This window comes from Roseateles aquae, from assembly GCF_032337115.1.
GTDB lineage: Bacteria > Pseudomonadota > Gammaproteobacteria > Burkholderiales > Burkholderiaceae_C > Roseateles_C > Roseateles_C aquae.
The window spans coordinates 173,201-199,958 of sequence record NZ_JAVXZY010000009.1; the positions used below are offsets into that span (position 1 = coordinate 173,201).

At 65.9% G+C, this 26,758-nt stretch carries 22 protein-coding genes and 1 pseudogene; 9 read left to right on the forward strand and 14 right to left on the reverse strand.

What is annotated here, in order from left to right; genetic code table 11:
- Positions 1–28: 28 nt before the first annotated feature.
- The 9 genes and pseudogenes from glnL to RQP53_RS19795 form a co-directional block, all read right to left on the reverse strand.
- The gene (gene glnL, locus RQP53_RS19755; protein ID WP_315652404.1) at positions 29–1,117 is read right to left on the reverse strand and encodes a nitrogen regulation protein NR(II); all 1,089 of its coding nucleotides are present in this window, start codon (positions 1,115–1,117) and stop codon (positions 29–31) included.
- Between the two features lie 93 nt (positions 1,118–1,210).
- The gene (locus RQP53_RS19760) at positions 1,211–1,756 is read right to left on the reverse strand and encodes a hypothetical protein (RefSeq protein WP_315652405.1); all 546 of its coding nucleotides are present in this window, start codon (positions 1,754–1,756) and stop codon (positions 1,211–1,213) included.
- A 189-nt stretch (positions 1,757–1,945) separates the two neighbouring features.
- Positions 1,946–3,361 (reverse strand): type I glutamate--ammonia ligase, encoded by a 1,416-nt coding sequence (gene glnA / locus RQP53_RS19765; protein ID WP_315652406.1) that lies wholly within the window; start codon positions 3,359–3,361, stop codon positions 1,946–1,948.
- A gap of 270 nt (positions 3,362–3,631) precedes the next feature.
- On the reverse strand, positions 3,632–4,426 hold the full coding sequence (locus tag RQP53_RS19770) for a competence/damage-inducible protein A (protein ID WP_315652407.1): 795 nt from the start codon (positions 4,424–4,426) through the stop codon (positions 3,632–3,634).
- A 33-nt stretch (positions 4,427–4,459) separates the two neighbouring features.
- Positions 4,460–5,362: an EI24 domain-containing protein gene (locus tag RQP53_RS19775; protein WP_315652408.1), complete on the reverse strand. Its 903-nt coding sequence runs from the start codon at positions 5,360–5,362 to the stop codon at positions 4,460–4,462.
- A gap of 78 nt (positions 5,363–5,440) precedes the next feature.
- On the reverse strand, positions 5,441–6,394 hold the full coding sequence (locus RQP53_RS19780) for a sterol desaturase family protein (RefSeq protein ID WP_315652409.1): 954 nt from the start codon (positions 6,392–6,394) through the stop codon (positions 5,441–5,443).
- A 167-nt stretch (positions 6,395–6,561) separates the two neighbouring features.
- A pseudogene (locus RQP53_RS19785) lies at positions 6,562–7,311 on the reverse strand (polysaccharide deacetylase family protein); the annotation flags it as partial.
- Positions 7,308–8,312, reverse strand: a complete 1,005-nt coding sequence (locus RQP53_RS19790; RefSeq protein ID WP_491572051.1) for a YncE family protein — start codon at positions 8,310–8,312, stop codon at positions 7,308–7,310. The pseudogene RQP53_RS19785 and the gene RQP53_RS19790, both read right to left, overlap by 4 nt.
- 162 nt (positions 8,313–8,474) lie before the next feature.
- The gene (locus RQP53_RS19795; RefSeq protein WP_315652412.1) at positions 8,475–9,287 is read right to left on the reverse strand and encodes a TIGR00266 family protein; all 813 of its coding nucleotides are present in this window, start codon (positions 9,285–9,287) and stop codon (positions 8,475–8,477) included.
- 103 nt (positions 9,288–9,390) lie between these two features.
- Here RQP53_RS19795 and RQP53_RS19800 point away from each other — a divergent pair, with 103 nt between their 5' ends.
- From RQP53_RS19800 to RQP53_RS19810, 3 genes are all read left to right on the forward strand, one after another.
- Complete coding sequence (locus tag RQP53_RS19800; protein ID WP_315652413.1) at positions 9,391–10,200, forward strand: IclR family transcriptional regulator; 810 nt, start codon at positions 9,391–9,393, stop codon at positions 10,198–10,200.
- Between the two features lie 138 nt (positions 10,201–10,338).
- Positions 10,339–11,814 (forward strand): S53 family peptidase, encoded by a 1,476-nt coding sequence (locus RQP53_RS19805; protein WP_315652414.1) that lies wholly within the window; start codon positions 10,339–10,341, stop codon positions 11,812–11,814.
- 240 nt (positions 11,815–12,054) lie between these two features.
- A complete protein-coding gene (locus RQP53_RS19810; protein ID WP_315652415.1) occupies positions 12,055–13,488 on the forward strand; it encodes a S41 family peptidase in 1,434 nt (477 codons plus the stop codon).
- Between the two features lie 85 nt (positions 13,489–13,573).
- On the opposite strand, the gene RQP53_RS19815 is transcribed toward RQP53_RS19810, so the two are convergent.
- Entirely contained in the window at positions 13,574–14,755 is a 1,182-nt protein-coding gene (locus RQP53_RS19815) for an MFS transporter (RefSeq protein ID WP_315652416.1), read from the reverse strand.
- Positions 14,756–14,882: 127 nt separating this feature from the next.
- Here RQP53_RS19815 and RQP53_RS19820 point away from each other — a divergent pair, with 127 nt between their 5' ends.
- From RQP53_RS19820 to rocF, 4 genes are all read left to right on the forward strand, one after another.
- Positions 14,883–15,845 (forward strand): LysR family transcriptional regulator, encoded by a 963-nt coding sequence (locus tag RQP53_RS19820; RefSeq protein ID WP_315652417.1) that lies wholly within the window; start codon positions 14,883–14,885, stop codon positions 15,843–15,845.
- Positions 15,845–16,600 carry a HesA/MoeB/ThiF family protein gene (locus RQP53_RS19825; RefSeq protein WP_315652418.1) on the forward strand — a complete coding sequence of 252 codons (756 nt, stop codon included), beginning with the start codon at positions 15,845–15,847 and terminating at the stop codon, positions 16,598–16,600. Before RQP53_RS19820 ends, RQP53_RS19825 begins: the two co-directional genes overlap by 1 nt.
- A 62-nt stretch (positions 16,601–16,662) precedes the next feature.
- Positions 16,663–17,541 (forward strand): LOG family protein, encoded by an 879-nt coding sequence (locus RQP53_RS19830; protein WP_315652419.1) that lies wholly within the window; start codon positions 16,663–16,665, stop codon positions 17,539–17,541.
- Between the two features lie 35 nt (positions 17,542–17,576).
- Positions 17,577–18,497, forward strand: coding sequence for an arginase (rocF, locus tag RQP53_RS19835; protein WP_315652420.1), 921 nt, complete (start codon positions 17,577–17,579; stop codon positions 18,495–18,497).
- Between the two features lie 134 nt (positions 18,498–18,631).
- Here rocF and RQP53_RS19840 read toward each other — a convergent pair whose 3' ends face one another.
- Positions 18,632–19,462: a DUF429 domain-containing protein gene (locus RQP53_RS19840; RefSeq protein WP_315652421.1), complete on the reverse strand. Its 831-nt coding sequence runs from the start codon at positions 19,460–19,462 to the stop codon at positions 18,632–18,634.
- Between the two features lie 54 nt (positions 19,463–19,516).
- On the opposite strand from RQP53_RS19840, the gene RQP53_RS19845 reads away from it, so the two are divergent.
- Entirely contained in the window at positions 19,517–21,013 is a 1,497-nt protein-coding gene (locus RQP53_RS19845) for a S10 family peptidase (RefSeq protein ID WP_315652422.1), read from the forward strand.
- Positions 21,014–21,109: 96 nt separating this feature from the next.
- Positions 21,110–22,786 (forward strand): diguanylate cyclase, encoded by a 1,677-nt coding sequence (locus tag RQP53_RS19850; RefSeq protein ID WP_315652423.1) that lies wholly within the window; start codon positions 21,110–21,112, stop codon positions 22,784–22,786.
- Between the two features lie 62 nt (positions 22,787–22,848).
- Here RQP53_RS19850 and RQP53_RS19855 read toward each other — a convergent pair whose 3' ends face one another.
- The 3 genes from RQP53_RS19855 to hutG all read right to left on the reverse strand — a co-directional run bounded on the left by RQP53_RS19855 (position 22,849) and on the right by hutG (position 26,742).
- Positions 22,849–24,405 (reverse strand): methyl-accepting chemotaxis protein, encoded by a 1,557-nt coding sequence (locus RQP53_RS19855; RefSeq protein WP_315652424.1) that lies wholly within the window; start codon positions 24,403–24,405, stop codon positions 22,849–22,851.
- Positions 24,406–24,532: 127 nt separating this feature from the next.
- A complete protein-coding gene (locus RQP53_RS19860; protein WP_315652425.1) occupies positions 24,533–25,921 on the reverse strand; it encodes a formimidoylglutamate deiminase in 1,389 nt (462 codons plus the stop codon).
- Positions 25,918–26,742, reverse strand: a complete 825-nt coding sequence (hutG, locus tag RQP53_RS19865) for an N-formylglutamate deformylase (RefSeq protein ID WP_315652426.1) — start codon at positions 26,740–26,742, stop codon at positions 25,918–25,920. Before hutG ends, RQP53_RS19860 begins: the two co-directional genes overlap by 4 nt.
- Positions 26,743–26,758 lie beyond the last annotated feature (16 nt).

The following is a 26,758-nucleotide window of genomic DNA, read 5'->3' on the forward strand; positions in this document are numbered from 1 at the left end:
TGGCTCCCCTTCGCCCGGGCTTGTGGCCTCAGGGCAAAGGCAGGGTGATTCGAAAATCGGTCCGGCCCGGTTCACTATCGCAATCGATCATGCCTTGGTGCTGTTGCACGATGGTCTGCGACAGTGTCAGCCCCAGCCCGGATCCACCATCACGCCCTGAGACCAGGGGGTAGAAGATGCGATCGCGGATTTCGGGCGGCACACCGGGGCCGTTGTCTTCGACATGCAATTCCAATGCCAAGCGCCAGCGCTGCTTGCCAATCGTCACCTGTCGGGCCACCCGGGTGCGCAAGGTGATCTGGGCATCACCGTCGCTGATGCGGACCTGCAGCGCTTGCGCAGCGTTCTGGACGATGTTGAGCACCGCCTGTATCAGCTGCTCGCGGTCGCCACGGAAGTCGGGCAGCGAGATGTCGTAGTCGCGCAGCACCTTCAGGCCCTTGGGGAACTCGGCCAGCACCAGCGAGCGCACCCGTTCGCAGACTTCGTGGATGTTCACATCGCCAACCACCTGGGCCTTGCGATGCGGCGCCAGCAGCCGGTCAACCAATGACTGCAGCCGGTCGGCCTCATGGATGATGACCTCGGTGTACTCGCACAGCTCGGCGCCCAGCTCGGTTGGCTGCAACTCCAGCTGCAGCAGCTGGGCCGCGCCGCGCAGGCCGCCCAGCGGATTCTTGATTTCATGGGCCAGATTGCGGATCAGCTCCTTGGTCGCCTGCACCTGGTCCAGCGTGCGCTCCTCACGATCCTGGCGGGCCTGCTGGGCGCTTTCGATCAGCTCGACCAGCAGCTGATCAGGGCGGTCGGTCTGGCTGACGATCACATGCACCGGCAACGGCTCTTCGCCGGGCCGGCTGACGCGGCGCAGCAGCGCATCGAAGCGGCTGCTCGAATAGGCATTGCGCGACACGCCTTCCATCGCCTCGCGCAGCCGCGCGGCATCGGCAAACCAGTCGATCAGATTGCTGCGCTCGACGGCGCGGCGCGACAGCTGCATCACCGTCTCGAAAGCGGTATTGGCAAACAGGCAGCTGCCATCGGGGCGCACCAGGGCCACCATGGTGGCCAGCATGTCCAGCGCCTGCAGGTTGGCGGAGGCGTCCTTGTCACTCATGTCGCAGTCCTCGACGCGAAAGCCAGCGCCGCGCCCGGGCTTGAGCCTTGTTCCCGCTCAGGCAAGACCTGACCCCAGGCGGCACAGCCAGGCTCAGGGCAGCTTGCTGATCTCGCGCTTGATCGCCTGGATATCGGATTCCTGGCGAGCGATATTGGCCTTGAGCTCGGCCACGCGATCCAGATACTTCTGGTAGTTGCGCTCGTCGCCACGGCGCTCCGGATTGCCACCGGCATAGTCGCGCTGCAGCGCGGCGAGCTTCTCTTCGGCCTCGCGCAACTCGTTCTCCAGCACCTTGCGGCGATCGCTGTCGCGGCTGCGCTGCTGATTGGGGTCAACGCGGGCCTCAGCACCGGGCTTGCCCTCCACCGCACCGGGTTTCACCGGCACGGCACCATTGCCCGCCGGGCGCGGCTTGGGCGCTTGCAACACGGTGATGGGCGTGCCCTCTATCGTGCGGCAGCCCTTGTCCTGGGCTTCCTTGGCCGACAAGGCATCGGTGTAGAGCACCGGCGGCCCCGGGCAGCGGTAGACGACGGAGGGCGTCTGCGCCATGGCCGGCAGCGCCAGCAGCGCAGCCAGCGAAAGCGCATGGCCGAGCCGGGTGCGGCGGGCGTGGGATCTGGGCCTGAGGTACATCGGCGGTGGGGCGACTCTTGTTGTTCCAGTTGCGCATTGTGGCGCATTGGCGGTGCGGGCCAAGCGCCTGCGCGCCAAGGGCCCCGCAGCGCCGTGGCGCCGGCCATGAAAAAAGGGACGGCCAAGACCGTCCCTTCGGGCTGAGCGAGGCCTGCGGCTTGCGGTTTGAACGCAGGCCGCAGCAGGCCATCACAGCGTGTAGTACATATCGAACTCGACCGGGTGGGTCGTCATGCGGAAGCGGGTCACTTCCTGCATCTTCAGGTCGATATAGGCATCCAGATAGGAGTCGGTGAACACGCCGCCCTTGGTCAGGAAGGCGCGGTCCTTGTCCAGATACTCCAGCGCCTGGTCCAGGCTGTGGCAAACGGTCGGCACCTTCGCGTCTTCTTCCGGCGGCAGGTGGTACAGATCCTTGGTGGCGGCTTCGCCCGGATGGATCTTGTTTTCCACGCCGTCCAGACCGGCCATCATCAGGGCCGAGAAGCCCAGATACGGATTCATCAGAGGATCGGGGAAACGTGCCTCGATGCGACGGCCCTTGGGGTTGGACACGAAGGGAATGCGGATCGATGCCGAGCGGTTGCGGGCCGAGTAGGCCAGCTTGACCGGGGCTTCGAAGCCGGGCACCAGACGCTTGTAGCTGTTCGTGCCGGGGTTGGTCAGCGCGTTCAGGGCACGAGCATGCTTGATGATGCCGCCGATGTAGTACAGCGCGAACTCGGACAGGCCGCCGTAGCCGTCGCCGGCGAACAGGTTCTTGCCGTCCTTCCAGATCGACTGGTGCACGTGCATGCCGGAGCCGTTGTCGCCAACGATGGGCTTGGGCATGAAGGTGGCGGTCTTGCCATAGGCATGGGCCACGTTCTGGATCACGTACTTCTGCAGTTGCAGCCAGTCGGCGCGCTGCACCAGGGTGCTGAACTTGGTGCCGATTTCCATCTGGCCGGCGTTGGCCACTTCATGGTGGTGAACCTCGACCGGGATGCCCAGTTGTTCGAGGATCAGGCACATTTCCGAGCGCATGTCCTGGCCCGAATCGACCGGCGGCACGGGGAAGTAGCCGCCCTTGACGGTCGGACGGTAGCCGTGGTTGCCGTGGTCGTATTCCTTGCCGGTGTTCCAGGCAGCTTCTTCGGCGTCGATCTTGACGAAGCAGCCGGACATGTCGACGTTCCAGCGGATCGAGTCGAAGATGAAGAACTCGGGTTCCGGGCCGAAGAAGGCGGTGTCGCCCAGGCCGGAGGACTTCAGATAGGCTTCGGCGCGCTTGGCCAGCGAACGCGGATCGCGCTCATAGGCCTTGCCATCGCTGGGCTCGACCACATCGCAGGTTAGGATCAGCGTCGGCTCTTCGAAGAAGGGGTCGATATTGGCGGTGTTGGGGTCCGGCATCAGCAGCATGTCGGAGGCTTCGATGCCCTTCCAGCCGGCGATCGACGAACCGTCGAAGGCGTGACCGGAGGAGAACTTGTCCTCATCGAAGTGCGACACGGGCACGGAAACGTGCTGCTCTTTGCCACGGGTGTCGGTGAAGCGGAAGTCAACAAACTTGACTTCGTTTTCTTTCACCATGCTCATCACATCGGCGACGGTCTTGGCCATCAATCACTCCTCAGCGGATCGGGGTAGAACGGATCTGACAACAAATTCGGCGGACGCCGGCCACTGCGCACAGGGCCGACTTGCACCAACAACGTAAGCAGTTTGCGTGCCAGCCTAAGACCGGTCGCGCCCTGCCAGCGCCAGCGCGGTGCATGGGCCCCAGGGCCCGCGTCGCGCCGGGGCATTATGCGCTGCGCGGGCTTGCGCGCCGATGACGCGCGTCAGCTCAAGGCCGGGTGCCAGCACCAGACAAGTGCACACCCTTGGCCATCATCGCACCAGTTCGGTGCCTATGGATGCACCAAATTGGACGAGGCCCGCCTTGAGCGCCTGATAGGCCGGGTCCAAGGCCTCGGCCTCACCTTTGACGCCCAGTTCGATATGGCGGCCCCATTGCGGGTGGTCCACGCTGGGCAGGCTGAACACCTTGATACCGGGAAACTCGGCCTCGATGCGCTCCATCAGCGGGCTGAGCGTGGCCTCCAGCGCGCCCAGCACAATCATCGAGCGCTCGCGGGTGGCGACGACTCGCTGAAGATCGGCGTGGCGCTGGTCCAGCACCCACTCGATCATCGGATGCGCCATCACCGGAAAACCCGGCACGAAGTAGACGCTGCCGACGTAGAAGCCGGGAATGCGGTTGTAGGGGTTCGGGATGATCTGCGCGCCGGCCGGGAACATGCCCATCTGAAAACGGCGCAAGGTATCCGGGTGTTCGGGGTCGGCCTGCTGGCCCTGCTCACGCGCCATCTCGCAGACGCGCTGCCAGATCAGCTCGCGAGCTTCCGGATGCAGGGTCAGGTCTTGCCCCAGCGCCGCGGCAGCGGCCTGGCGGGTGTGGTCGTCAGGCGTGGCGCCAATGCCGCCGCAGCTGAAGACCAGATCGCCGCTGGCAAAGGCCTGGCGCAACTCGGCGCTGATGGCGGCGCGATCGTCGCCCAGGTAATGCGCCCAGCTCAGGCTCATGCCGCGCGCGGCCAGCAGTTCGATGACGCGGGCCAGGTGCTTGTCCTGGCGCTTGCCGGACAGGATTTCGTCACCAATGATGATCAGACCGACATTCATGCTAGGCACTCAGTTGGACATTCAACTTGAGGCTCATACCGGCGGCAGCGTCTGAACGGCACGTCCCTCGGGGTCACCCGACGAACCGGCCAGAGGCTCCAGCACCTCGACGCCATCGATCAGAGTCGAACTGGCCACACGGCTCAGCCGCAAATCGTTCAGTGCCGCCAGCGCATAGTGGGCAAACCACAGCGAGGTGAAGGCAAACACCAGGGTGTACAGCCACACTGCGGGCACGGCCAGCAAAGGCGCCGCCGGGATGAAGATGAAGAGGATGCTGGCCGGCGCCGCGCCGAGATAGCCGGTCAGCATGCCGATGGCCAGCAGCTGGAACTTGTGCTCGGACAGCAGTTGGCGGCGCTCCTGCGGTGAGGCATGGTCTGAGAGCACATCGAAGGCAAACACCCGGTAGCCCAGCCAGCCCCAGATCAGCGGCGGGATGAACAGGATCAGCGGCGGCACCAGCCACAGCGGCATGCTCAGGACGATCAGCGCCAGCGCCAGCAGCGTGTGGCCGATCGACCAGGCCACGCTCATCAGCAGCGAGCCGCCATGCTTCAGCTCCAGCGCCGGAAAACGGCGCAGCGCGACCAGGCGCACCATCGCCGGCGTCATCATCAGCGCCACCAGCAGGAGGCTCAGGAGCAGCACCACCGGAATCGCAATCGCCAGCACGATCAAGGGGGCAATCATCGTGCGCAGGCTGCCCAGGCCCACATGGGCCAGCCAGCCCAACACGGTGTCAACCAGGCGCCAGGATTCCAGCGAGATGCGCACCGCGTCGACCGCGTCTTCCCAAAAGAAATAGCCGGACACACCGGCTGCCAGCCCGCAGATCAACAGCGGCGCCAGCGACAGCAGCATCACCCGCGGGTGCAGGCAGTAGACGGCGGCGCGCCAGAAGGCGTCGAGCACGCGACCGGTGGCATTGAGCATGGAAGGTTTCCCAGAGCGCCTCAAGACCGAGGCGGCGCAAGCATAGCAACCGGCCGCGCCACCTGCATCAAGCGGGCCTCAGCGCCCGATCAAGCGGCGCAGCCCCAACCACTGCTGGGCCCAGAAACCGCGGCCATAGTCGCGGCCCTGCTCGACCTGATCACGCACGCCGGTGGCGTCCCAGCGGCGCTCGAAATTGGCCGTGCCAAAGACGATGTCCCAGACCGGAAACAGCACCGCGAAGTTATGGCCGCCCAGCGTGCCCTGCCCCTCGGACTCATGGCCGATGCCGACCGCATGATGCAGCCGGTGATAGCGCGGGCTGACGATCAGCCGCTCGAACAGCGGCCCGAACCAGACGCGCAGATTGGCGTGCTGCAAGCTCTCCATCAGCTGCGACAGCGCGATCAGCGCCACGAACTGTCCCGGCCCGACGCCGATGAAGCGCGCCAGCAGCACAAAGGCGGCATCGCGCAGCACATCGTCGAGCAGGTGGTTGCGGTTGTCGCTCCACATCGTCATCTGCCGCTGGCTGTGGTGCAGCGAGTGCAGCGCCCACCACCAGTTGAACTGATGCTGGGCGCGGTGCAGCCAGTAGTTGGCCAGGTCAAAGACCAGCAGGTACAGCACAAAGCTGACCAAGGGCTGGTCGCTGACGCCGGGCCAGAGGGTATCGAGCTGCCAGGTCGGCAGACCGAGCAGGCGCATCTCGCCGGACATCGCGTCGAAGATCGGATCCAGGCTGAAGAACATCACCAGGCGGAACAGGCCCAGGCGGTGGATCAGCGTGTACAGCACGTCAACACGCACCGCCTCGCGATCCTGCAGCGGCTCCACCGGGCGCCAGCGTTCCAGACTGCGTATCAGCAGCAGCATCACCGCAATCTGCAGCAGGCCGACGAGCAGCCAGCCGGTTGCATCGAAGGCCTCTTCGAGCAGATTGCCCAGGCCCGCGCCAAACACCAGCGGCTGGACCAGGATTTCGAACAGCCACTGCTGGGCAGCGGCAAAGGCATCGGTGAGCAGTTCCATCGTCAGGGTTGGCTTTGCGACGCTGGCGGCGTCACGGGTGGGGGCGGCGCGCTGGCGGCCGAACGTGCGGGCGAAACCGTGCTGGCCGCTGGGCTCCAGGGCGGCGGCAGCGGCGTGCTCGGCGGCGTGTAGGGCTTGATCACCAGCGGCTCTTTCATCAGCTTGGCATAGCGCGGATGCTCGCGCAGCGGCGCAAAACACAGGCCGCGTTCGCTCAAGCCCTTCATCAAGGGCGCCAGCACCGCCGGCGCCCAGGCGTCCTGCCGCGACCAGATGCCCAGATGGGCCATCAGGATATCGCCAGGCTTGATATCGCGCAGCGCGCGCGCCAAGAGCTGTTCATTGCTGTAGCGCTCGCTGGGCAGCTCGTCGCCGAGAAATCCGGCGGCGCTCCAGCCCACATGGCTGTAGCCGCAGGCCTTGGCCACCGCCAGCAGCGCCGGCGAGGTCTTGCCGGCCGGCGCGCGAAAGATCGGTGCCATCGCCTTGCCGGTGATGGCCTGAAAACGCTCGGCCGATTTGTTCAGGCCTTCGCAGTACTGCGCCGCCGTCAGCTCGCGCGGCCGCTGCACCTCGATGCCGCCACCGGTCTTGACGCGAAACCGCCCCTCCGGCAGGTCTTCGACCCAGGTGTCGTGGTCCCAGGTGTGCGAGCCAAAGTCGTGCCCCTCGACCGCGCGGGCCCGCCACCAGGGCGCCCATTCCTCGTCCAGCGTGCGGCCGTCAGAAAGCGTGGGCTCGTTGGCGATGAAAAACGTGGCGCGGGCGTCATAACGCTTGAGCAGTTCGGCCACCAGCGGCGCCACGCCCATATGGCCGGTGTCAAAGGTCAGAAAGACCGGCTTCTCGCCCGGCTGGCAGGCCTGCGCCGCCGACAGGGCGAACAACGCGGCCAGACTGGCATGCTTGGCTTTCACTGGCGCGGCATGTGATCCAGGGTCCAGACGCCATGCGGCGACTTGCCGACGACCACCTGCTTGAGCACCTTCTTGCTCTGCAGATCGATCATCGTCAGCTTGCGCGCCCAGCGCGAGGTCACCAGCAGCGTCTTGCCATCGGGCAGCACCTCCATATCGTCCGGACCGCCGGGGGCATGGAAGGTTTCGACGACATTGAAGGCGCTGTAATCGATCTTGCTGATGGTGTTGCCGGCCCGGTTGCTAACCAGCACATGGCGCTTGTCGCCCAGGGCTCGGAAGCTGTGCGCGCCATCGCCGGTGGGCAAGCGCTTCACCAGCTTGGCCGGACCATTGCCGCTGACATCGTAGAACTCGACCAGCTTGTCGCCGGTGAGCGCCACCAAAAGGGTCTTGTCGTCCGGTGTCAGAAAGATGTCGGCCGGCATCTTGCCGACCGGAATCTTCCAGCGCGGCGTCTGCGTGGCCAGGTCGACAGCCATCAGCTCGTCGCTGTCCTGCAGGCTGACATAGAGCACCGTGCTCTTCGAATCGATGAACAGATGGCTGGGCGTCTTCGGCGCCGGGATGCGCTTGACCAACTCCAGCGGCTTGTCGGCGCTCTGCGGCTGCCAGCGGTACAGCGCCACATGGTCGAGCCGGTTGCCAGCGGTGACGAACCACTTCATGTCCGGCGAGAAGCGCAGGTGATAGGGATCGGTGATGCCATGCAGCACGCGCTGCACCTGGGCCGTGACCGGATCGATGAATGTCAGCGAATCGCCCAGGGCATTGGCCACGACCATAGACTTGTCGTCCGGCGTCAGGTAGAGGTGGTGCGGTTCCTTGCCGGTGGCAATGCGCTTGATCTGCTTGAAGCTGACCGGGTCGATCACGCTGATGTCAGCATCCAGCGAGTTCAGCACGAAGACGGGACGCGTGGCACCGCCGCCTTCAACAGCCAGGGCCAGGGCCGGCAGGGCAGCCAGCGCCGCGCAGGCAGCCATGCGCCGCCAATTCAAAACAAACATGGGGGACAGTCCTTGATGCGTTGGGCCGCGCGTTCCCCGGCGGGGCCGCACGACATTGCCTCAAGTGTAGAGGGGCGGCCCATGCCAGCCGGCCGCCGCACCCTGATGTCGGTCAAAGCCCGGGCGTATTCGGAACTGCCCTCTCGCCGGTGATCACTCGTCGTCACCGCCAATCAGGCCACCCAGCAGACCCGCGGCACCAAAACCGCCCAGCACCGAGCCCTCTTCCTTGCGGCCGCCGTTCTGTGGCGCCGCGGCAAAGATGCGCGAGGCCAGGCGCGAGAACGGCAGGCTTTGCAGCCAGACCTCGCCGGGGCCGGTCAGCTTGGCCAGGAACAGGCCCTCGCCGCCGAACAGCGCCGTCTTGATCTTGCCAACGTACTGGATCTCGAAATTGACGCTGGGCGTGTAGGCCACCACGCAGCCGGTGTCGACCAAAAGGGTCTGCCCCGGCTGCAGCGTCCGCCGCACCACCGTGCCGCCGGCATGGACAAAGGCCAGGCCGTCGCCATCCAGCTTCTGCATGATGAAGCCCTCGCCACCGAAGAAGCCGGTGCTGAGCTTTTGCTGCACGGCAATGCCCAGCGAGACCCCGCGGGCGGCGCACAGAAAAGCATCCTTCTGGCAGATCAGCGTACCGCCCAACTGGCGCAGATCCATCGGCAGGATCTTGCCCGGATAGGGTGCGGCGAAGGCGACGCGCAGCTTGCTCGTGCCCTGGTTGGTGTAAATCGTCGTGAACAGCGATTCGCCGGTGATCAGCCGCTTGCCAGCGCCCAACAGCTTGCCCAGGAAACCGCCTTGCTGCGCCGAACCATCGCCAAAAATGGTGTCCATGCTGATGCCGGCGTCCATGAACATCATGCTGCCGGCTTCGCCAATGGCGGCCTCGCCGGGGTCCAGTTCGACCTCGACGAACTGCATCTCGGCGCCCTTGATCTCGTAGTCGACCACATCCATCGCCATTTAGAACTCTCCCGCTGGGGTTGTGAAAATGGCGCCCATGGTAGCCAAGACGCAACCCGTCCCTGACGATGCCCCCTTGCTGCCGCTGCCTATACTGCGGCGCATGAGTCAAGACCTGCCCCCTTCCTTGGACACCAGCGCCGGGCTGAAGCCGGGCGACAGCTATGTGCAGTCCTTTGCGCGCGGCTTGTCGGTGATTCGCTGCTTCAGTGCCGAGGCGCCGCGGCAGACCTTGACCGAGGTGGCCAAGCGCTGCGGCCTGACCCGTGCCGGCGCCCGCCGCATCCTGCTGACGCTGGAGACCCTGGGCTATGTGCGTGCCGATGGCCGGCTGTTCGAGCTGACGCCCAAGATTCTCGACCTGGGCTTTGCTTATTTGTCCTCGCAGGCCCTGTGGCAGTTTGCCGAGCCGCTGATGCAGCAGCTGGTCAGCGAGCTGCACGAAAGCTGTTCCGCGGCCGTGCTGGAGGGGCAGGACATCGTCTACCTGCTGCGTGTGCCGGCGCGCAAGATCATGAGCATCAATCTGGGCGTGGGCAGCCGGCTGCCGGCCTGGTGCACCTCGATGGGGCGGGTCCTGCTGGCCGGACTCACGCCTCTTGCGCTGCAAAACCAGCTGGCTGGCGTCCGGCTACAGGCTTATACGGCGCGCACTGTCAACAGCCTCGATGAACTGAAGCACCGCATCGAGCAGGTGCGCCAGCAGGGCTGGTGCATCGTCAACCAGGAGCTGGAAGAAGGCCTGGTCTCGCTTGCCGCGCCTATCGTCGACCGCCACGGCGAGACCGTGGCCGCCCTCAATATCGGCGCCCAGGTCAACCGGTATGCCGCCGACGAACTGGTCGAACGCTGCCTGCCCAAGCTGCTCGACACGGCGCAACAGATCTCACGCCTGCTGCAGCTGAAAACCTGAGTCGCACGGCCGCGCGGCAAGCCGCGCTCAGAAAACGGCAGTTTTCAACACCCTGTTTGAGGGGGGTCGATTCAAAACAAGCGCCAGGCCTCAAGATGCCGCCCAAGCCGCAGCATTCAGGCGGCGTTTGGAGTTGTGATGAGCCTGCCGTACCGCCTCGCCCCCCACGCCAGCCTCGCTGCCGCCTGCGCCCTGCTCTTGAGCGCCTGTGGCGGTGGCACAGGCGCCAACGATGCGACCCCACAGGCAACAGCGCTGCTCGAACCGACGGTCAGCCCCAGCTATCACCTCACGCCAGTGCTGCCACCAGCGCCGGACGACATCGATGCCAATGGCAGCAATGCCTCGGCGCTGCGGGCGCCGACCAGCGTCAGCATGGACGCCAGCCTGCTGAACGTCAGCACCGCCGGTCTGACGGCCGACAATCTGCCCGGCAGCCGCCGTCAGATCCTGGACGCCAGCAAGCCGATGGCAACGACCACGACCAGCTTCTACAGCCCGGCTCAGATCCGCGCGCTCTACGGTTTTGACAAGCTGCCCGCGGCCAGCCTGAACAAGGGTGCCAGCCAGGGCTCGGGTCAGCTGATCGCCATCGTCAACGCCTACCACAACCCGACGATCGCGGCCGACCTGGCCACCTTCTCGCAGAAGTTTGGCCTGGCCAATTGCACGACGGTGGCGACCACCGCCGCCATGATTGCCAGCGGCAGCCCGGTCGCCAAGCCGGCCGCCGGCTCGGGGTGCAAGTTTCAGGTGCTGTATGCGAATAGCGCTGGCAATGCGACCACCGCGGCGCCGCCGGTCGACAAGGGCTGGGCCACCGAGATTGCCCTTGATGTGCAATGGGCCCATGCGATTGCCCCGATGGCCAGCATCGTGCTGATCGAGGCCCCGAACTCCAGCAGCATGGCAGGCGCGCTGGCCCTGGCCCGCAAGATCGGCGCCAATGTGGTGTCGATGAGCTTTGGCGCCGTCGAATTCTCCGGCCAGTCCAGCTACGACAGCCTGTTCACCGCCCCCGGCGTCAGCTATATCGCCAGCAGTGGCGATGCCGGCTACCAGGTCAACTGGCCGGCCGTGTCAGCCAATGTGCTGGCAGTCGGCGGCACGGTGCTTGGCGGAAGCGGCCTGCCGCGCGTTGAATCGGGCTGGACTGGCAGCGGCGGTGGCGTCAGCGCCTATGTGGCGGCGCCCAGCTGGCAGAGCATTGCCAAACCCCTGGCCGGCACACGCCGTGCCGTACCCGACGTGGCCTACAACGCCAGCACCAGCTCGGCCGTCTATGTCTATATGAGCCCGAACAGCCAGACCGGTGGCAATGGCTGGATGGGTGCCGGCGGCACCAGCGCAGGTGCTCCGCAATGGGCTGGGCTGGCCGCTGTGCTCAACGCGACCCGTGCCGCCGCCGGCAAGCCAGCAATCAACGGCCTGCCGGCCTTCCTCTACAACAATGTGGCCAGCCGCCCCGGCATCTACACCAGCACGATCAAGGACATCATTTCGGGCAAGAACGGCACCTGCGCGCTGTGCAATACCCGCTCCGGCTACGACTTGGTCACCGGCCTGGGCTCGCCCAATGCCGATCTGCTGATCAACTACCTGGCGGCGCTGTGAGTTCGGCGGCCAAAGCCGCCACAAAGTCACACCTGTTCGTCACACGCCCCTGCATGCCTTTCGCCTTTGGCGCCACAGCTGCCTACTATCGACTCAGGTAATGCCCTGATCTGCACCGCAAAGCCGGGACTCATCGCCCGCTGAAGCTGGGGCCCGGGCATATACTCGAAGCGGGTTTGGTGTCAATCTTTCTCGATACTGAACGATTGCCGTATTACATCGATAGGAATCACTCGCATCATGGGTGTCAATCTGAAAGTCGCAGGCTGGGTGGCGTTGGGTGCCGTGGCCGGAGCGCTGACCACGATGCAACTGCAGGCCAATGCCCGCTCCAGTCTGGCTCCGCTGCCGCTGGACGAGATGCAGCAGTTGGCCGCCGTGTTCGGCATGGTCAAGTCCGATTACGTTGAGCCAGTCGACGAGAAGAAGCTGATCAACGATGCCATCGCCGGCATGGTGTCAGGTCTTGACCCCCACTCCCAGTTCTTCGACAAGAAGAGCTTCAAGGAATTCCGCGAAGGCACGACCGGCAAGTTCGTCGGCGTCGGCATTGAAATCGGCATGGAAGACGGTCTGGTCAAGATCGTCTCGCCGATTGAGGGCTCACCTGCCTTCCGAGCCGGCCTCAAAAGCGGCGACCTGATCAGCAAGATCGACGACACCCCAGTCAAGGGCCTGAGCCTGGATCAAGCGGTCAAGCGCATGCGCGGCGAGCCGAACACCAAGGTGGCGCTGACGATTTACCGCAAGGCCGAAAGCCGCAGCTTCCCGATCACCATCGTCCGCGAAGAGATCCGCGTGCAAAGCGTGCGCGCCAAGCTGGTCGAACCGGGCTATGCCTGGATTCGCGTCAGCCAGTTCCAGGACCGCACCGTCGACGATTTCGCCGCCAAGCTGGAAGAACTGTTCAAGCAGGATCCGCATATCAAGGGTCTGGTGCTGGACCTGCGCAGCGACCCGGGCGGCCTGCTCGAAGGTGCCGTGGCCATCGCCGCCGCTTTCCTGCCCAAGGACGTCGAGGTGGTGTCGACCAACGGGCAGATCGCCGAATCCAAGGCCAGCTTCAAGGCCAGCCCCGATTACTACGTGCGCCGCGGCGGCAGCGACCCGCTGCGCAAGCTGCCGGCCGCGCTGAAGAACCTGCCGCTGGTGGTGCTGGTCAACGAAGGCTCGGCCTCGGCCAGCGAGATCGTTGCTGGCGCCCTGCAGGATCACAAACGCGCGCTGATCATGGGCGCGCAAACCTTCGGCAAGGGCTCGGTGCAGACGGTGCGCCAGTTGAGCCCCGAAACCGCGCTGAAGATCACGACAGCCCGCTACTACACGCCCAGTGGACGCTCGATCCAGGCCAAGGGCATCGTGCCCGACGTGATGCTCGACGAAACCGCCGAAGGTAACGTCTTTGCGGCGCTGCGCATGCGCGAAGCCGATCTGGAAAAGCATCTGGTCAACGGCGTCGAGCAAAAGGACGAGGCCCGCGAGAAAGCCCGCGAAGAAGCCCGCCTGAAGCTGGAGGCCGAGTACGCCAAGAAGAACGAGCCGCCCAAGCCGCTGCCTGAATTCGGCAGCGCCGAGGATTTCCCGCTGGTCCAGGCCCTCAACCAGTTGAAGGGCAAGCCGGTGATCGCGTCCAAGACGGCCATCGAGCGCAAGGCCGAGGCCAAGACCGAGTAAGCCCGCAAAAGCCACTCCCATGCAAAGGGCCCGCAGTGCGGGCCCTTGCTGTTTTTAGACTTGAAAGCTCGTCGGCTCGGCCGGATCAGCAGCGTAAACGCAGACCCAGCGCGCCCGCTGTCGCGATGAGGGCCAGGCCAGACACGCCCTGCCAGCCCCACTGCCCCATCGCCACACCGCCGCCCCAGGCGCCCAGGCTCATGCCCATGAACATGCCGCCGATCAGTATCGCGTTGAGGCGGCTGCGTGCAGGCGGCTCCAGCCCAAAGACCACGCTCTGGTGCGACACCAGGCTGGCCTGAAAGCCCAGGTCAAAGACCAGCGCCGCCGCGGCGATCAGCCACAGCTCGCGCGGCCCCAGGGCCATCGCAGCAAAAGCGCCCAGGACCAGCCACATGCCCAGCCGGATGACGCCCGGCGGGCCGCGCCGATCGGCCAGCCGCCCGGCCAACGGCGCGGCCAGCGCGCCGGCCGCGCCCACCAGGCCAAAGCCGCCGGCGACCGCGCTGCCCAACGACAAGGGCGGCTCGCTGAGCATCAGCGCCAGCGTCGACCAGAAGGCGCTGAAGGCCACCGCCAGCAGGCCCTGGGCCAGCGTCGCACGGCGCAGCGCCGGATGGCGCCGCCACAGTTCAAGCAGACTGGCCAGCAGCTGGCCGTAGCTGAGCTGGCTGCTCGGCGGCAGCGTCGGCAGGCCGCGCCACAGCATCGCGGCAAGCATGGCGATGCTCAGCGCCGCCGACAGAAACACAGTTCGCCAGCCGCAGAGCTGAGCCAGGCTGCCGCTGATCACCCGCGATAGCAGGATGCCCAGCAGCAATCCGGTCATCACCGTGCCCACCGATTGGCCCCGCCGCTGCGGCGGCGCCAGGATCGCGGCCACCGGCACCAGATCCTGCGCGAGCGTGGCCGACAGCCCGATCAGCCCACTGGCCAGCCACAGCAGCCAGAGCTGCGGCGCCAGCGCTGCGAGCAGCAGGGCCAGCGTCAGCACCAGCGCCTTGGCCATGATCAGGCGGCGGCGTTCGTAGCGGTCGGCCAGCGGCGCCATCAGCAGCAGGCCGGCGGCATAGCCGGCCTGGGTCAGCGTCGGCACCAGTCCGATATCGGCGCTGCTGGCATGAAACTGCCCGGCCAGCAGCGCCAGCATCGGCTGCGCGTAGTACAGGCTGGCCACCGAGAGCCCTGCCCCAAGGGCCAGCAGGGCGATCAGCGGGGCGGACAGCGGGGGCGTCGGCAGTGCCGACGAAACGGTGCTGGTGGTCATGGAACTTCCTGCGATGCAGCCCTGTGATGGGGCGATGGGCGGCCCATGCCGCCTTGCCGCGCAGTGTCTTTCGAACACGGAATTCATAGAAGTAGGATCAATAGCAATATTGATATACGCTTGGCGCATGAATGAAGCGCTTTCCGGTGATCGCCTCGGCCTGCTGCAGACCTTTGTCCGCATCGTCGAGGCCGGCAGCCTGTCCGCCGCGGCCAGCCAGCTCGGCACGACCCAGCCGACCGTCAGCCGGCGGCTGCGGGCGCTGGAACACAGCCTTGGCCAGCAACTGGCCCAGCGTTCGACCCATGCCTGGCGGCTGACTGAAGCCGGCCGCCAGTGCTATGAACGCGCCAAGCTGCTGCTGGAGGATTGGTCGGCGATGCAGGCGCAGCTGCGCGGCGCTCAGGACGAACCGGAGGGCCTGCTACGGGTGATGGTGCCGCACGCGCTGGGCCAGTTGCAGCTGATGGGGCCGCTGCTGGCGCTGCTGCGCTGCGCGCCGGCGCTCAGCGTCGAATGGCTGCTCAATGACCAGGCGCCCAACTTCAGCAGCCACGATCTGGACTGCGCGATCCGCGTCGGCGCCGTGACCGACCCGTCGGTGGTGGCGCTGCAGCTCGGTCAGGTCCCGCGCATCCTCGTGGCAGCACCGGAACTGCTGGCCGACCGCACGCCACCGTCGCATCCGGCCGCGCTGGCGGACTGGCCCTGGCTGGCGCTGGGCAGCTACTACCGGCATGAGCTGCAACTGCACGATCCTGAGGGCCGAACCTGCAAGCTGGCGCTGCGGCCGCGCCTGATCACCGACAGCCTGTTCGCGCTGCGCCACGCCGCTGTCGAGGGCCTGGGCGTGTGCGCAATGTCCGCCTGGATGGCACAGCCACATCTGGCCGATGGCAGCTTGCAGTGCCTGTTGCCAGGCTGGCAGGCCGAGTCCTTGCCGGTGCATCTGCTCTACCCCTATCAGCGCTACCAGACGGCCAAGCTGCGCCATTTCATCAGCGCGATGCGCGACAGCCTGTCCGGCTTGAGCGGTCTCGGCCGCGACGAAGCTCAGGCCAGCGGCCCAGACGCTATGCTCCCGACCTGATGAACGACGAACAACTGCTGCGCTATTCGCGCCATATCCTGCTCGACGATATCGGTGTCGAGGGCCAACAAAGGCTGCTCGCTGCCCATGCACTGGTGATCGGCGCCGGTGGCCTCGGCTCGCCGGTGGCGCTTTACCTGGCGACGGCCGGCGTCGGCCGGATCACCCTGGTCGACCATGACAGCGTCGACCTGACCAATCTGCAACGCCAGATTGCGCATCGCGAGTCGCGCATCGGCATGGCCAAGGTGGACTCGGCCGCGCAAACGATGCGTGAGATCAACCCGGGGCTGCAGGTCAGGACCCTGGCGCAGCGGGTCGATGCCGCCAGCCTGCCGGCGCTGGTGGCCGACGCCGATGTGGTGCTCGATTGCAGCGACAACTTCGCCACCCGCCACGCCGTCAATGCGGCCTGCGTCGCCCATCAGCGCCCGCTGGTTTCCGGGGCCGCCATCGGCTTTGATGGCCAGATCAGCGTCTACGACAGCCGACGCGCCGATGCGCCCTGCTACGCCTGCCTGTTTCCGCCCGACGCGGCGCCCGAGGAAGTGCGCTGCGCCACCATGGGCGTTTTTGCCCCGCTGGTCGGCATCATCGGCAGCATGCAGGCGGCGGAGGCGCTGAAGCTGCTGGCCGGCGTCGGCGACAGCCTGGCCGGGCGGCTGCTGATGCTGGATGCCCGCCGGATGGAATGGAGCGAGGTCCGCCTCGGACGCGATCCAGGCTGCAGCTGCTGCGCCCGGCGGCCAAACTGAGTTTGCGCCCTGCCCCCCCCACGCGCCGCCCCGCCGGCCCTGAAACGACGAGAATCACAACCATGTCCAAGCGCAACAAACTGACCGCCCGCAACTTCCCCAGCGCCCAGGAGGAAGCCCACAAACCGGCGCCCGCGGGCAGTGCCTTCGAAGAGCCCAGCGCCTACCGGCTGGCCTTCAGCGACACCGACTTCCTGCTGCGCGAAGAACTGCGCCCGGTGCGCATGCAGCTGGAACTGCTCAAACCCGAGCTGCTGCAGCAAGAGCAAGGCATCAAGTCGACCATCGTCATCTTCGGCAGCGCCCGTGTGCCCGACGCAGAAACCGCCGCGCGAGCCGTTGCCGCGGCCGGCACTGATCCGGTGGCGCTCAAGCGCGCGCAGATGCAGCAGCAGATGAGCCGCTATTACGAGGAGGCGCGCCGGTTCGCCACCATCGTCACCCAGGTCTCGCGAGAACGCGACAACCCGATCTATGTGGTCACCGGCGGCGGCCCTGGCATCATGGAAGCCGGCAATCGCGGTGCCCACGAAGCCGGCGGCAAGAGCATAGGCCTGAACATCGTGCTGCCGCATGAGCAGGCACCCAACCGCTACATCACACCGGAGCTGTGCTTCCGCTTCCACTACTTCGCGCTACGCAAGATGCACTTCCTGATGCGCTCGGTCGCGCTGGCCTGCTTCCCCGGCGGCTTTGGCACGCTGGACGAACTGTTCGAGACCCTGACCTTGGTGCAGACCGGCAAATGCCGCCGCCGCCCCATCCTGCTGTTCGGCCGCGATTTCTGGAGCCGGCTGATCAATTTCGAACTGCTTGTCGAGACCGGCATGATCAGCCCCGGCGACGAGCAGCTGTTCCATTTCGTCGAGACGGCCGAGGAAGCCTGGGCCCTGCTCGAAAGCGAATACGACATGAATCCCGGCCATGCCGGCATCGAGTGAATCACTGACCAAAAGCTAAAAGAAAGAGGCCTGCAATGACTGCTCTGCGATCCGTTTCCCTGATTGGCGCGCCCACCGACATTGGTGCCGGTGCCCGTGGCGCCAGCATGGGCCCCGAGGCCCTGCGGGTGGCCAACCTCGGCGCCACGCTGGAGAGCCATGGCGTCGACGTGGTCGACCGTGGCAACCTCAGCGGCCCGTCCAACCCCTGGCAACCGCCGGTCAATGGCTACCGCCATCTGCCCGAGGTGGTGCAATGGAACCAGGCCGTTCATGACGCCGTCTATGCCGAGCTGCAGCTGGGCCGCATGCCCATTCTGCTTGGCGGCGACCACTGCCTGGGCCTGGGCTCGATCTCGGCCGTGGCCCGCCACTGCCGCGACACCGGCAAGAAGCTGCGCGTGCTCTGGCTCGACGCCCATGCCGACTTCAACACCAGCGAGCTGACGCCCAGCGGCAATATCCACGGCATGCCGGTGGCCTGTCTGTGCGGCTTTGGCCCCAAGGAGTTGATCGAGATCGGCGGCAAGGTGCCGGCGATCAGCCCGAAGTGGGTGCGCCAGATCGGCATTCGCAGCGTGGATGCCGGTGAGAAGCGCTTCGTCCACGAGCAGGAACTCGAAGTCTTCGATATGCGCTATATCGACGAGATGGGCATGCGCCATGCGATGGAGCTTGCACTGGCCACGCTGGATGCCAACACCCACCTACACGTCAGCTTCGATGTCGATTTCCTCGACCCCTCGATCGCCCCTGGCGTTGGCACCACGGTGCCCGGCGGCCCGACCTACCGCGAAGCCCAGCTGTGCATGGAAATGATTGCCGACACCGGCCGCATGGCCTCGCTGGACGTGATGGAGCTGAACCCGGCTCTGGACGAGAAGAACCGCACGGCGCTGCTGGCGGTGGATCTGATCGAGTCGCTGTTTGGCAAATCAACCTTGATGAGGAAGTAAGTTTGCCCTGCCTGCGGCAGACGGCAAATCAACCTTGATGAGGAAGTAAGTTTGCCCTGCCTGCGGCAGACGGCAAATCAACCTTGATGAGGAAGTAAGTTTGCCCTGCCTGCGGCAGACGAGAGTCTGTCCGCTCAGGCGCTGACGATCCAGCCTTCCAGTGGGTCGATCTCGGCCGGCAGGCCGTAGCCTTCCCGCTGCGAGGCCCAGGCGGCCTGCATCAGGCAGAGCACGGCATCCAGGCGATCGCCGCTGGCATCGTCGACCAGCGCATCGCGCTGCGCATGACTGAGCTTCAGGCGCAGGCCGAGGCGACTGCGGCCCTGCTCCAGCGCCTCGATCAAATCCTTGCGGGCGATCAGCCGTTCCTCGGTCTGCTTGCTGCGATCGTCGCTCTTGTAGCTGCGCCGCTGTATCAATTCACGAGCCAGCAAGCCCGGGTAGCCTTCCAGGGCCACGCGCCGCCGGTCACCGTCGTGCAGACCCGGCAGGTGCGCACCGGCTTCCAGCAGCAAGGGCACGCCGGCATGCAACATATAGGCCACCGGCGGATTGACCCACTTCATGCTGGGCGAGGCGCCGGCCGGCCCGTCGCAGGCACGGTGGGCGAACTTGGCGCCAACCGGCCGCGGCGCACAGAAAGCGGCGAACTGGGCGCGAATCTCGGCGCGGCTGAGCGCCGCATAGTGGGCCATCAAGGCCGGCCACTGCCGCGGCCAGCCCAGGGCCAGCACCAGCTCGCGCGGCAGTCCAAAGGGAAAGTCGCAGGCGCATAACCATTCACCGGTCTGCGTCAGGAATTCACCCAGATCGCCAAGTGAGACGAAGCTTCGCTCACCCTGCAACACCAGCACTTGCCCGCGCAGATGACCGGACGCCATGGTGATAGGCTTGCGCTTGCTTGGCGCGCTGCTGAAGTCAAGCCCCAGCAAGAGGGGGATGTGGCGCGGGGCGCTAGATTGCATGCCTGAAGTCTGAAAAACTCGGACACTTTACGGCACAAAAATCCAGGAGCGAGCATGCCGCAAGACACCAGCCCGACGGACGCCAAGAACAATGACAAAGTCAGTAACGTCGACAGGGCACTGCCGATCGAAAAGCTGGTCACCACGCAGCACAAGCTGCAGTTGGGCAAGCGAACCCTGAACTACAGTGCCACTTGTGGCACCTTGGTGCTGCGCGAACTGGACACCAAGGACGGCGAACACAAGGGCGAGCGGGCTCGCGCCACCGTATTCTTCATTGCCTACACGCTGGACGGCGTCAAGAAGCCCGAACAGCGCCCTGTAACCTTCAGCTTCAACGGCGGCCCCGGCTCCAGCTCGGTCTGGCTGCACCTGGGGTTGCTCGGCCCACATCGCATTGCCAGCGACGAACATGGCAATTGCGGCGCCCCACCCTATGCGCTGACCGAAAACGAATACAGCCTGCTGAGTGATTCCGACCTCGTCTTCATCGACCCGGTAGGCACCGGCCATTCGCGGGTGGCCGACGGTGAGAAGGTGGCCGAATTCCACGACTACCAACGCGACCTCGATGCGGTCGGCGAGTTCATCCGCCTCTACATCACCCGCCACGGCCGTTGGGGCTCGCCGAAATACCTGATCGGCGAGAGCTATGGCACGACGCGCGCCGCCGGTCTATCGCGCCATTTGCAGGAAAAGCACGACATTCATCTGAACGGACTGATGCTGGTCTCGCTGGCGCTGGACTTCCAGACCCTGTCCTTCGACCACGGCAATGAACTGCCCTATGCGCTCTACCTGCCCACCTACGCGGCTACCGCCTGGTATCACAAGGCCTTGCAGCCGGCACTGCAGAAGAAGACGCTGAAGCAGGTGGTCACCGCCGCCGAGACCTTTGCCCACGGCGACTACTGGCTGGCGCTGATGAAGGGCTCGCGGCTTGGCAAGGACGAACGCCAGCGCATCGCCGAGCAGCTGGCGCTCTATAGCGGCCTGTCGGTGAACTACGTGCAGCGCTGCAATCTGCGCGTCGAGGAGTTCCGCTTCTTCAAGGAACTGCTGCGCGAGCGCGGTCAAACCGTCGGCCGGCTGGACAGCCGCTTCCTCGGCCTGGACAAGGACGATGGCGGCGAGCATCCGGAAGAGGATGCCAGCATGAACAATCTGATCGGTGCCTATGCCTCGGGCATCAACCGCCTGCTCAGCGAAAAGCTCGGTTACCAGACCGACGCGCCCTATCTGCTGCACGCGCCACTGTGGAAGACCTGGTCCTGGAAGGGCTTCGAGAACCGCTACATCGCCACCGGTGAATCGCTGCGTCGCGCGATGCACACCAACCCCTCGATGCGAGTCTATGTGGCCAGCGGCTACTACGACCTCGCCACACCGCATGCCGCCGGCGACTACACGCTCAGCCATCTGGGTCTGCGCGACAGCCTGCAGGACCGCATCAGCGTCAGCTATTTCGAGGGCGGCCACATGATGTATGTTCACCAGCCCTCGCTGGTGCGCATGGCTGCCGAGCTGCGCGCCTTCGTCCGCGCCAGCTGAGCCGCAACCGCGGCCGCGCAACATGCGATCAGCGGCCAGCTTGACGACAGCGCGTGACTGACCGATGCTCGGCCATGCTTGAGGCTTGGCTGGTTCATGAGTCGACGCACGGGATCAAGTCGCACTGAGTTTGACGCCGCGATCAAGCTGGCCTCTGCGCTGGCCGGACGCGGCCGCTATCTGGAAGCGGTCAGCCAGCTCGATGCCTGTCTGGCCGCCCTGCCGATGCGCGAGCGCGAGGCCCGCGCGCAGGTGTTGGCCCTGCTGGCCCACCAGCACCCGCGGCTGGGCAATCTGCAGGCCAGCGTGCGCTGCGCCAGCGAGGCGGTGGCTCTGTGCCAGCGCCTGGACAAGCCGAGCGTCTTGGCCGACGCGCTGATTTCGCTGGCCTATGTCTACGCCCAGCTGCTGATGGGCCGCGATGCCCTGGATGCGGCCCTGCAGGCCCTGCACACGGCCCGCCAGACCCAGGATCGTGTCCAGGAAGCCTGGGCGCTGAATCGGCTGGGTGTTGCCTATTCCAGCCTCGACAACGTCGCCCAGGCCCGCGAAAGCACCCAGCAGGCGATCGAAATTGCGCAGACGCTGGGCGACAGCGAGCTGAGCTTTTCCTGCCTGAACAACCTGGCCTATTACGCCTTGATGGCCGAGGTCGAGGCGCGTCGCAATGGCGATGTCGACGCACTGACGGAAGCGCTGCAGCAATCGATGTCGCTGTCGCAGCAGGCGCTGGCCGAGGCGCGTGAATCGGGCAGCGAGTTCCGTATCGCCGTCGCAGCGTCCAATGTCTGCGATGCCTTGCTGCGCGGCGGCGAGGCCGCGACGGCAGCGCCGCTGATCGACGAGTACCAGGCCATCTGCCTGCGTCAGGGCTATATGGCTCTGGGCATGCAGGCGATGGCGCAGCGCGCCCTGCTGCTCAAGGCCGACGGCGACAGCCGAGCCGCCATCGCTGCCTTGCAAGCGCTGCTTCGCGATGCGGCGGAGCGGCTGCCACCGAAGCTGCGCCGCATCGTCATTCGCGCGCTGTACGAGACCTGCAAGGCCGCCGGCGACTTCGAGCAGGCGCTGGCCTATCTGGAGCAGCATGCCGATCTGGAGCGCCAGATCACCCGTGACACCATGAGTTCACAGACCGAGGTGATCCTGATCCGCCAGGAGGTTGAACAGGCCCATGCCCGCGCCGAACATGCGCTGATCGATGCGCGCCGGCTGCGCGAACGGGCCCGCCTGCTCGAACGCGAGCAGGAACAATTGCGCCACCAGGCCGCGGAATGGGGCCGCGCCGCTCATGAAGACGTGCTGACCGGCCTGCACAACCGCCGCCATGCCGAGTTTGCGCTGCCGCTGCTGCTCGAGCGGGCGCGCCAGGAGGGCAAGACCATCAGCCTGGCTTTGCTCGATGTCGATCATTTCAAGCAGGTGAACGACCAGTTCGGCCACGGCGTCGGCGACGACGTGCTGCGCGAGCTCGCCCAGCTGCTACGCGGCAACACCCGCAGCGCCGATCTGCTGGCCCGGGTCGGCGGCGAGGAATTCATGATGGTGCTGGTCGGCACGCCGCCAGCGCGGGCACTCGAGATTTGCGAGCGACTGCGCCTGGCCGTGGAACAACACGACTGGGCGCTGCTGCACCCTGGCCTGCAGGTCACAGTCAGCCTGGGGCTGAGCGGTGGCGAGCCGCCAGAGCAACTCAAGCTGCTGGTCGAGCGCGCCGACCACGCCCTTTATGCCGCCAAGCGCAGCGGCCGTAACCGCGTTGAAGCGCTCTGAGCGAAAAGGCCGCCGCCTCAACTGCGGCAGGCGCGGCAGGCCGCAGCATCAGGCCGCGGCGCTCAAGCAATCTTGAACACCGCCACCGTTTGCGCCAGTTCGTCAGCTTGGTGCTGCAGGCTTTGTGCCGCCGCCGCCGACTGTTCCACCAGCGCAGCGTTCTGCTGTGTCATCTGATCGAGCTGGCTGATCGCCATGCCGATTTGATTGATACCCGTGCTCTGTTCGGCGGTGGCGTGGCTGATCTCGCCGACGATGTGGCTGACCCGGCCGATCGAGCTCATGATGTCCTGCATGGTGTCGCCGGCCTTGGCGACCAGGGCCGCGCCGGCCTCGACGCTTTCGGTGCTGCTGGTGATCAGGCCCTTGATCTCCTTGGCAGCCTCGGCGCTGCGTTGCGCAAGGCTGCGCACCTCACTGGCCACAACGGCAAAGCCGCGCCCCTGCTCACCTGCCCGCGCCGCCTCGACGGCGGCATTCAGCGCCAGGATATTGGTCTGGAAGGCAATGCCATCGATCACCGAAATGATGTCGCTGATCTTGCGCGAGGACGCGCTGATGCGGTCCATCGTCGACACCACATCGTTGACGACCGCCCCGCCGCGCTGCGCCACCTCGGCCGCCTCGGCGGCGAGGCGATTCGCTTCACTGGCCGACGCGGCGTTGTGCTTGACGCTGGCCGTCAGTTCCTCCATCGCCGAGGCGGTTTCCTCCAGATTGGAGGCCGCCTGCTCGGTGCGATGGCTCAGATCATGGCTGCCGGTGGCCACTTCGGCCGAGGCGGTGGCGATGCTGTCGGTGGCATTGCGCACGCCGGACACCACCTCGCGTATGGCCTGCTGCATGCCCTGCACGCCGCGCATCATGGCCGCGGTTTCGTCGCTGCCCTGGACATCGATGCTCTGGGTCAGATCCTGGCGCGCCATCCGCTCCGAGCTTTCCACGGCACGGGTTAGCGGCTCCAGGATCGAGCGGATGTTGAAGAAGGTGTAGACGGCAATGACGCCAACGCCGGTCAGCATCACCAGCGTCAAGGCCATGCGGATCTGCTTCTCACTGGCAGCGAGCTTGGCGACCTCTTCGTCCGAATGCTTGTTGACCAGCTCGGTCATCTTGCCCAGTTGCTCGTCCAGGCTGCGTACCGAGCCCTTGAACGGGTTCATCGCCTTGTTGGCCGCGCCGGTATCGGCGAACTCACCCTTGGCCACCTGATCCACCAGCGGCAGAAAGCCGGCTCGATAGCTGCTCAGCTCTTTGCGCATTTCCGCCGGCAACTGTTTTACCGCCGGGGCAATATTCAGCGCCTCGATTTTCTGCAGCCCGGTGAGTACCTTCTCATAGGTCTCGGTCCATTCACCGCGGTACTTCTCCACCGCCTTGACATCGCTCAGGTTGATGAAGATGTCTTTCTCGAAACGACGCAGATTGCCGACGCCGGCACGCACATGGGCCAACTGGGTCAGCGATTCGACATCGTTGTTGACATAGTGGGCAAAGTTGTCTCGCGCCTCGGCCAGGCTGAACAGCCCCTTGCCGCCAATCACCAGCATCAGCCCGATGGCCAGGGCGGCCAACAGATACAAACGGGCCCGGATCGTGTAATCACGCAACTGCAGCATGCCACCCCCAAAGAATCGGGTTGATCGGTGGCGCAAAGACTAGCAGTGTGACCGCGCGCTGTGAAGGGCTATTTCCAAAAATGCGCAGCCCCAGGGCTGGGCGCTCGTTCAACCAGCCGGCAGGGGGTCAGTCCTTGCCCCACAGCTGACGCATGCAGGCAGAAAAGCCATTGGCGATGGACTCCGCCTCCACATGCCGGCCACGCTCGACGCGTCGCTTTCCGGCCACATGCACGGCGGCCAAGGCCTCGCCCTGGCTGGCGAACACCAGGGCATCCAGCAGGGCCGCGCCTGGCAGGCCGACCAGCCCCAAGAGGCCCGAGGCCTGCGGGTCGAGCACCAGGAAGTCGGCCCGCGCACCCGGCTTCAGCCCCCAGCACGAGAAACCGGCCGGCGCCGCACTGCCCTGCACACAGGCCTCGAACAGCCGCGCCGCCGTCGACGGCTGGCGGCCCGGTGCCGCGGCCACATTGCGCTGCTGCAGGCCAAGCCGCTGGCCGTATTCCAGCCAGCGCAGCTCCTCGACCCAGCCACGCGTCACATGGCTGTCAGAGCCCAGGCTGATCGGCACGCCGGCAGCGAGCCAGCCGGGCAGATCGCAGAGGCCGTCGCCAAGATTGCCCTCGGTGCCGGGGCAGATCACCACGCTGGCGCCACTGGCGGCCACCTGGGCAATCTCCTCGCGGGTGCTGTGCGTCGCATGGACCAGATGCCAGCGCGCATCGGGCCGCGCTTCATGGCACAGCCACTGCATAGGCCGCTGACCGGTGGCCGCCAGGCAGTCGCGAATCTCCTGCTGCTGCTCGCTGATATGGATGTGGATGGGCAGGTCCGCATCGCCGAGAAGCGCTTGCAGCCGCGCGATGTCATCCCGATGAGCGGCACGCAGCGAATGCAGGGCCACGCCGGCATTGAGCAGCGGCCGGCCCGCGGCATTGAGGCGCTGGCTGGCGCGCCAGACCCAGTCGGCATCGGTGGCGAAGCGGCGCTGATCGTCGCGCAGGGCCGGCTGGGTAAAGCCGGCATGGGCGTAGAGCACCGGCAGCATGGTCAGGCCCAGGCCGGCCTGTTCGGCCGCGTCGGCCAGCGCCCAGCTCATGGCCAGCTCATCCGGATAGGCGCTGCCATCGGGCTGATGCTGCAGATAGTGGAATTCACAGACCTGGGTGTAGCCGCCGACCAGCAGCTCGGCGTAGAGCTGCGCTGCAATCGCCTGCAGCTGAGCCGGCGTCAGCCGCAGCGCCACGCCATACATGCGGTCGCGCCAGGACCAGAAATCATCGCGTTCGCTGTCGCGCTGCTCGGCCAGGCCGGCGAAGGCGCGCTGGAAGGCATGGCTGTGGGCATCGACCAGGCTGGGCAGCACCGGCCCCTCCAGCCGGGTCGCGCCCGCGGGGCAGGCCTGGCCGGGCGTGATCGCCGCCCAATGGCCGCGAGCATCCACTTCCAGCAGCACATCGCGCTGCCAGCGGCCGTCCACCCAGGCCTGGGTAGCAAAGAAGGCCGCGCCGCTCATGCTGACGCAGCCGGTTTCGCCGCTGGCGTCGGCTTGCTGTCCAGCAGCGTGCTCAGCAGTTCACGCAGCAGCGGCTGCACCTCGCCGGCCAGTGCCTCGTCATAGGCATAGGGTGGCTGCTCGCTCATATAGCAGCACTGGCACATCTCCAGTTGCACGGCATGCCAGCCCTTATCCGGCTGGCCATAGTGACGGGTGATGAAACCGCCCTTGAAGCGGCCGTTGACGACCTGGCTGTAGCGCGTCTGCGCCGCCTGCACCTGGCCCAGCGCCGCGGTGATGGCGGCATCGCAGCTCTTGCCGTCGGCGGTACCCAGATTCAGATCGGGCAGCCGACCTTCGAACAGCCAGGGCAGCTCGGAGCGGATGCTGTGCGCATCGAACAGCAGCGCGTAGCCGAACAGCTTGGTGAGCCGGTTCATCTCGGCGGTCAGCGCGCGGTGGTAGGGCAGCCAGTACTGCTCGCGGCGGCGCTGCTTCTCGGCCAGATCGGGGGCCTGGCCGTCCAGATAAAGCGGCTCGCCGGTGAAGAAGCGCGTCGGGCACAGCTCGGTATTGGAGGCGCCGGGGTACATCGGCGTGTCTTCCGGCGGCCGGTTCAGATCGATCAGATAGCGCGAGTAATGCGGCACGATCAGGCTGGCGCCGAGCTCCTCGGCCAGGCCGCCGTAAAGCCGCTCCAGATGCCAGTCGGTGTCCTCGCTGGCCAGCGCGCGCGGCTGGTAGCGATGCTGCTGGTCTTCAGGAATGGCCGAGCCCACATGGGGCATGCTGATCAGCAGCGGGGTGCGCCCCTGGCGCAATTGAAAGACAGCAGACATGGACAATCGGAGTTAG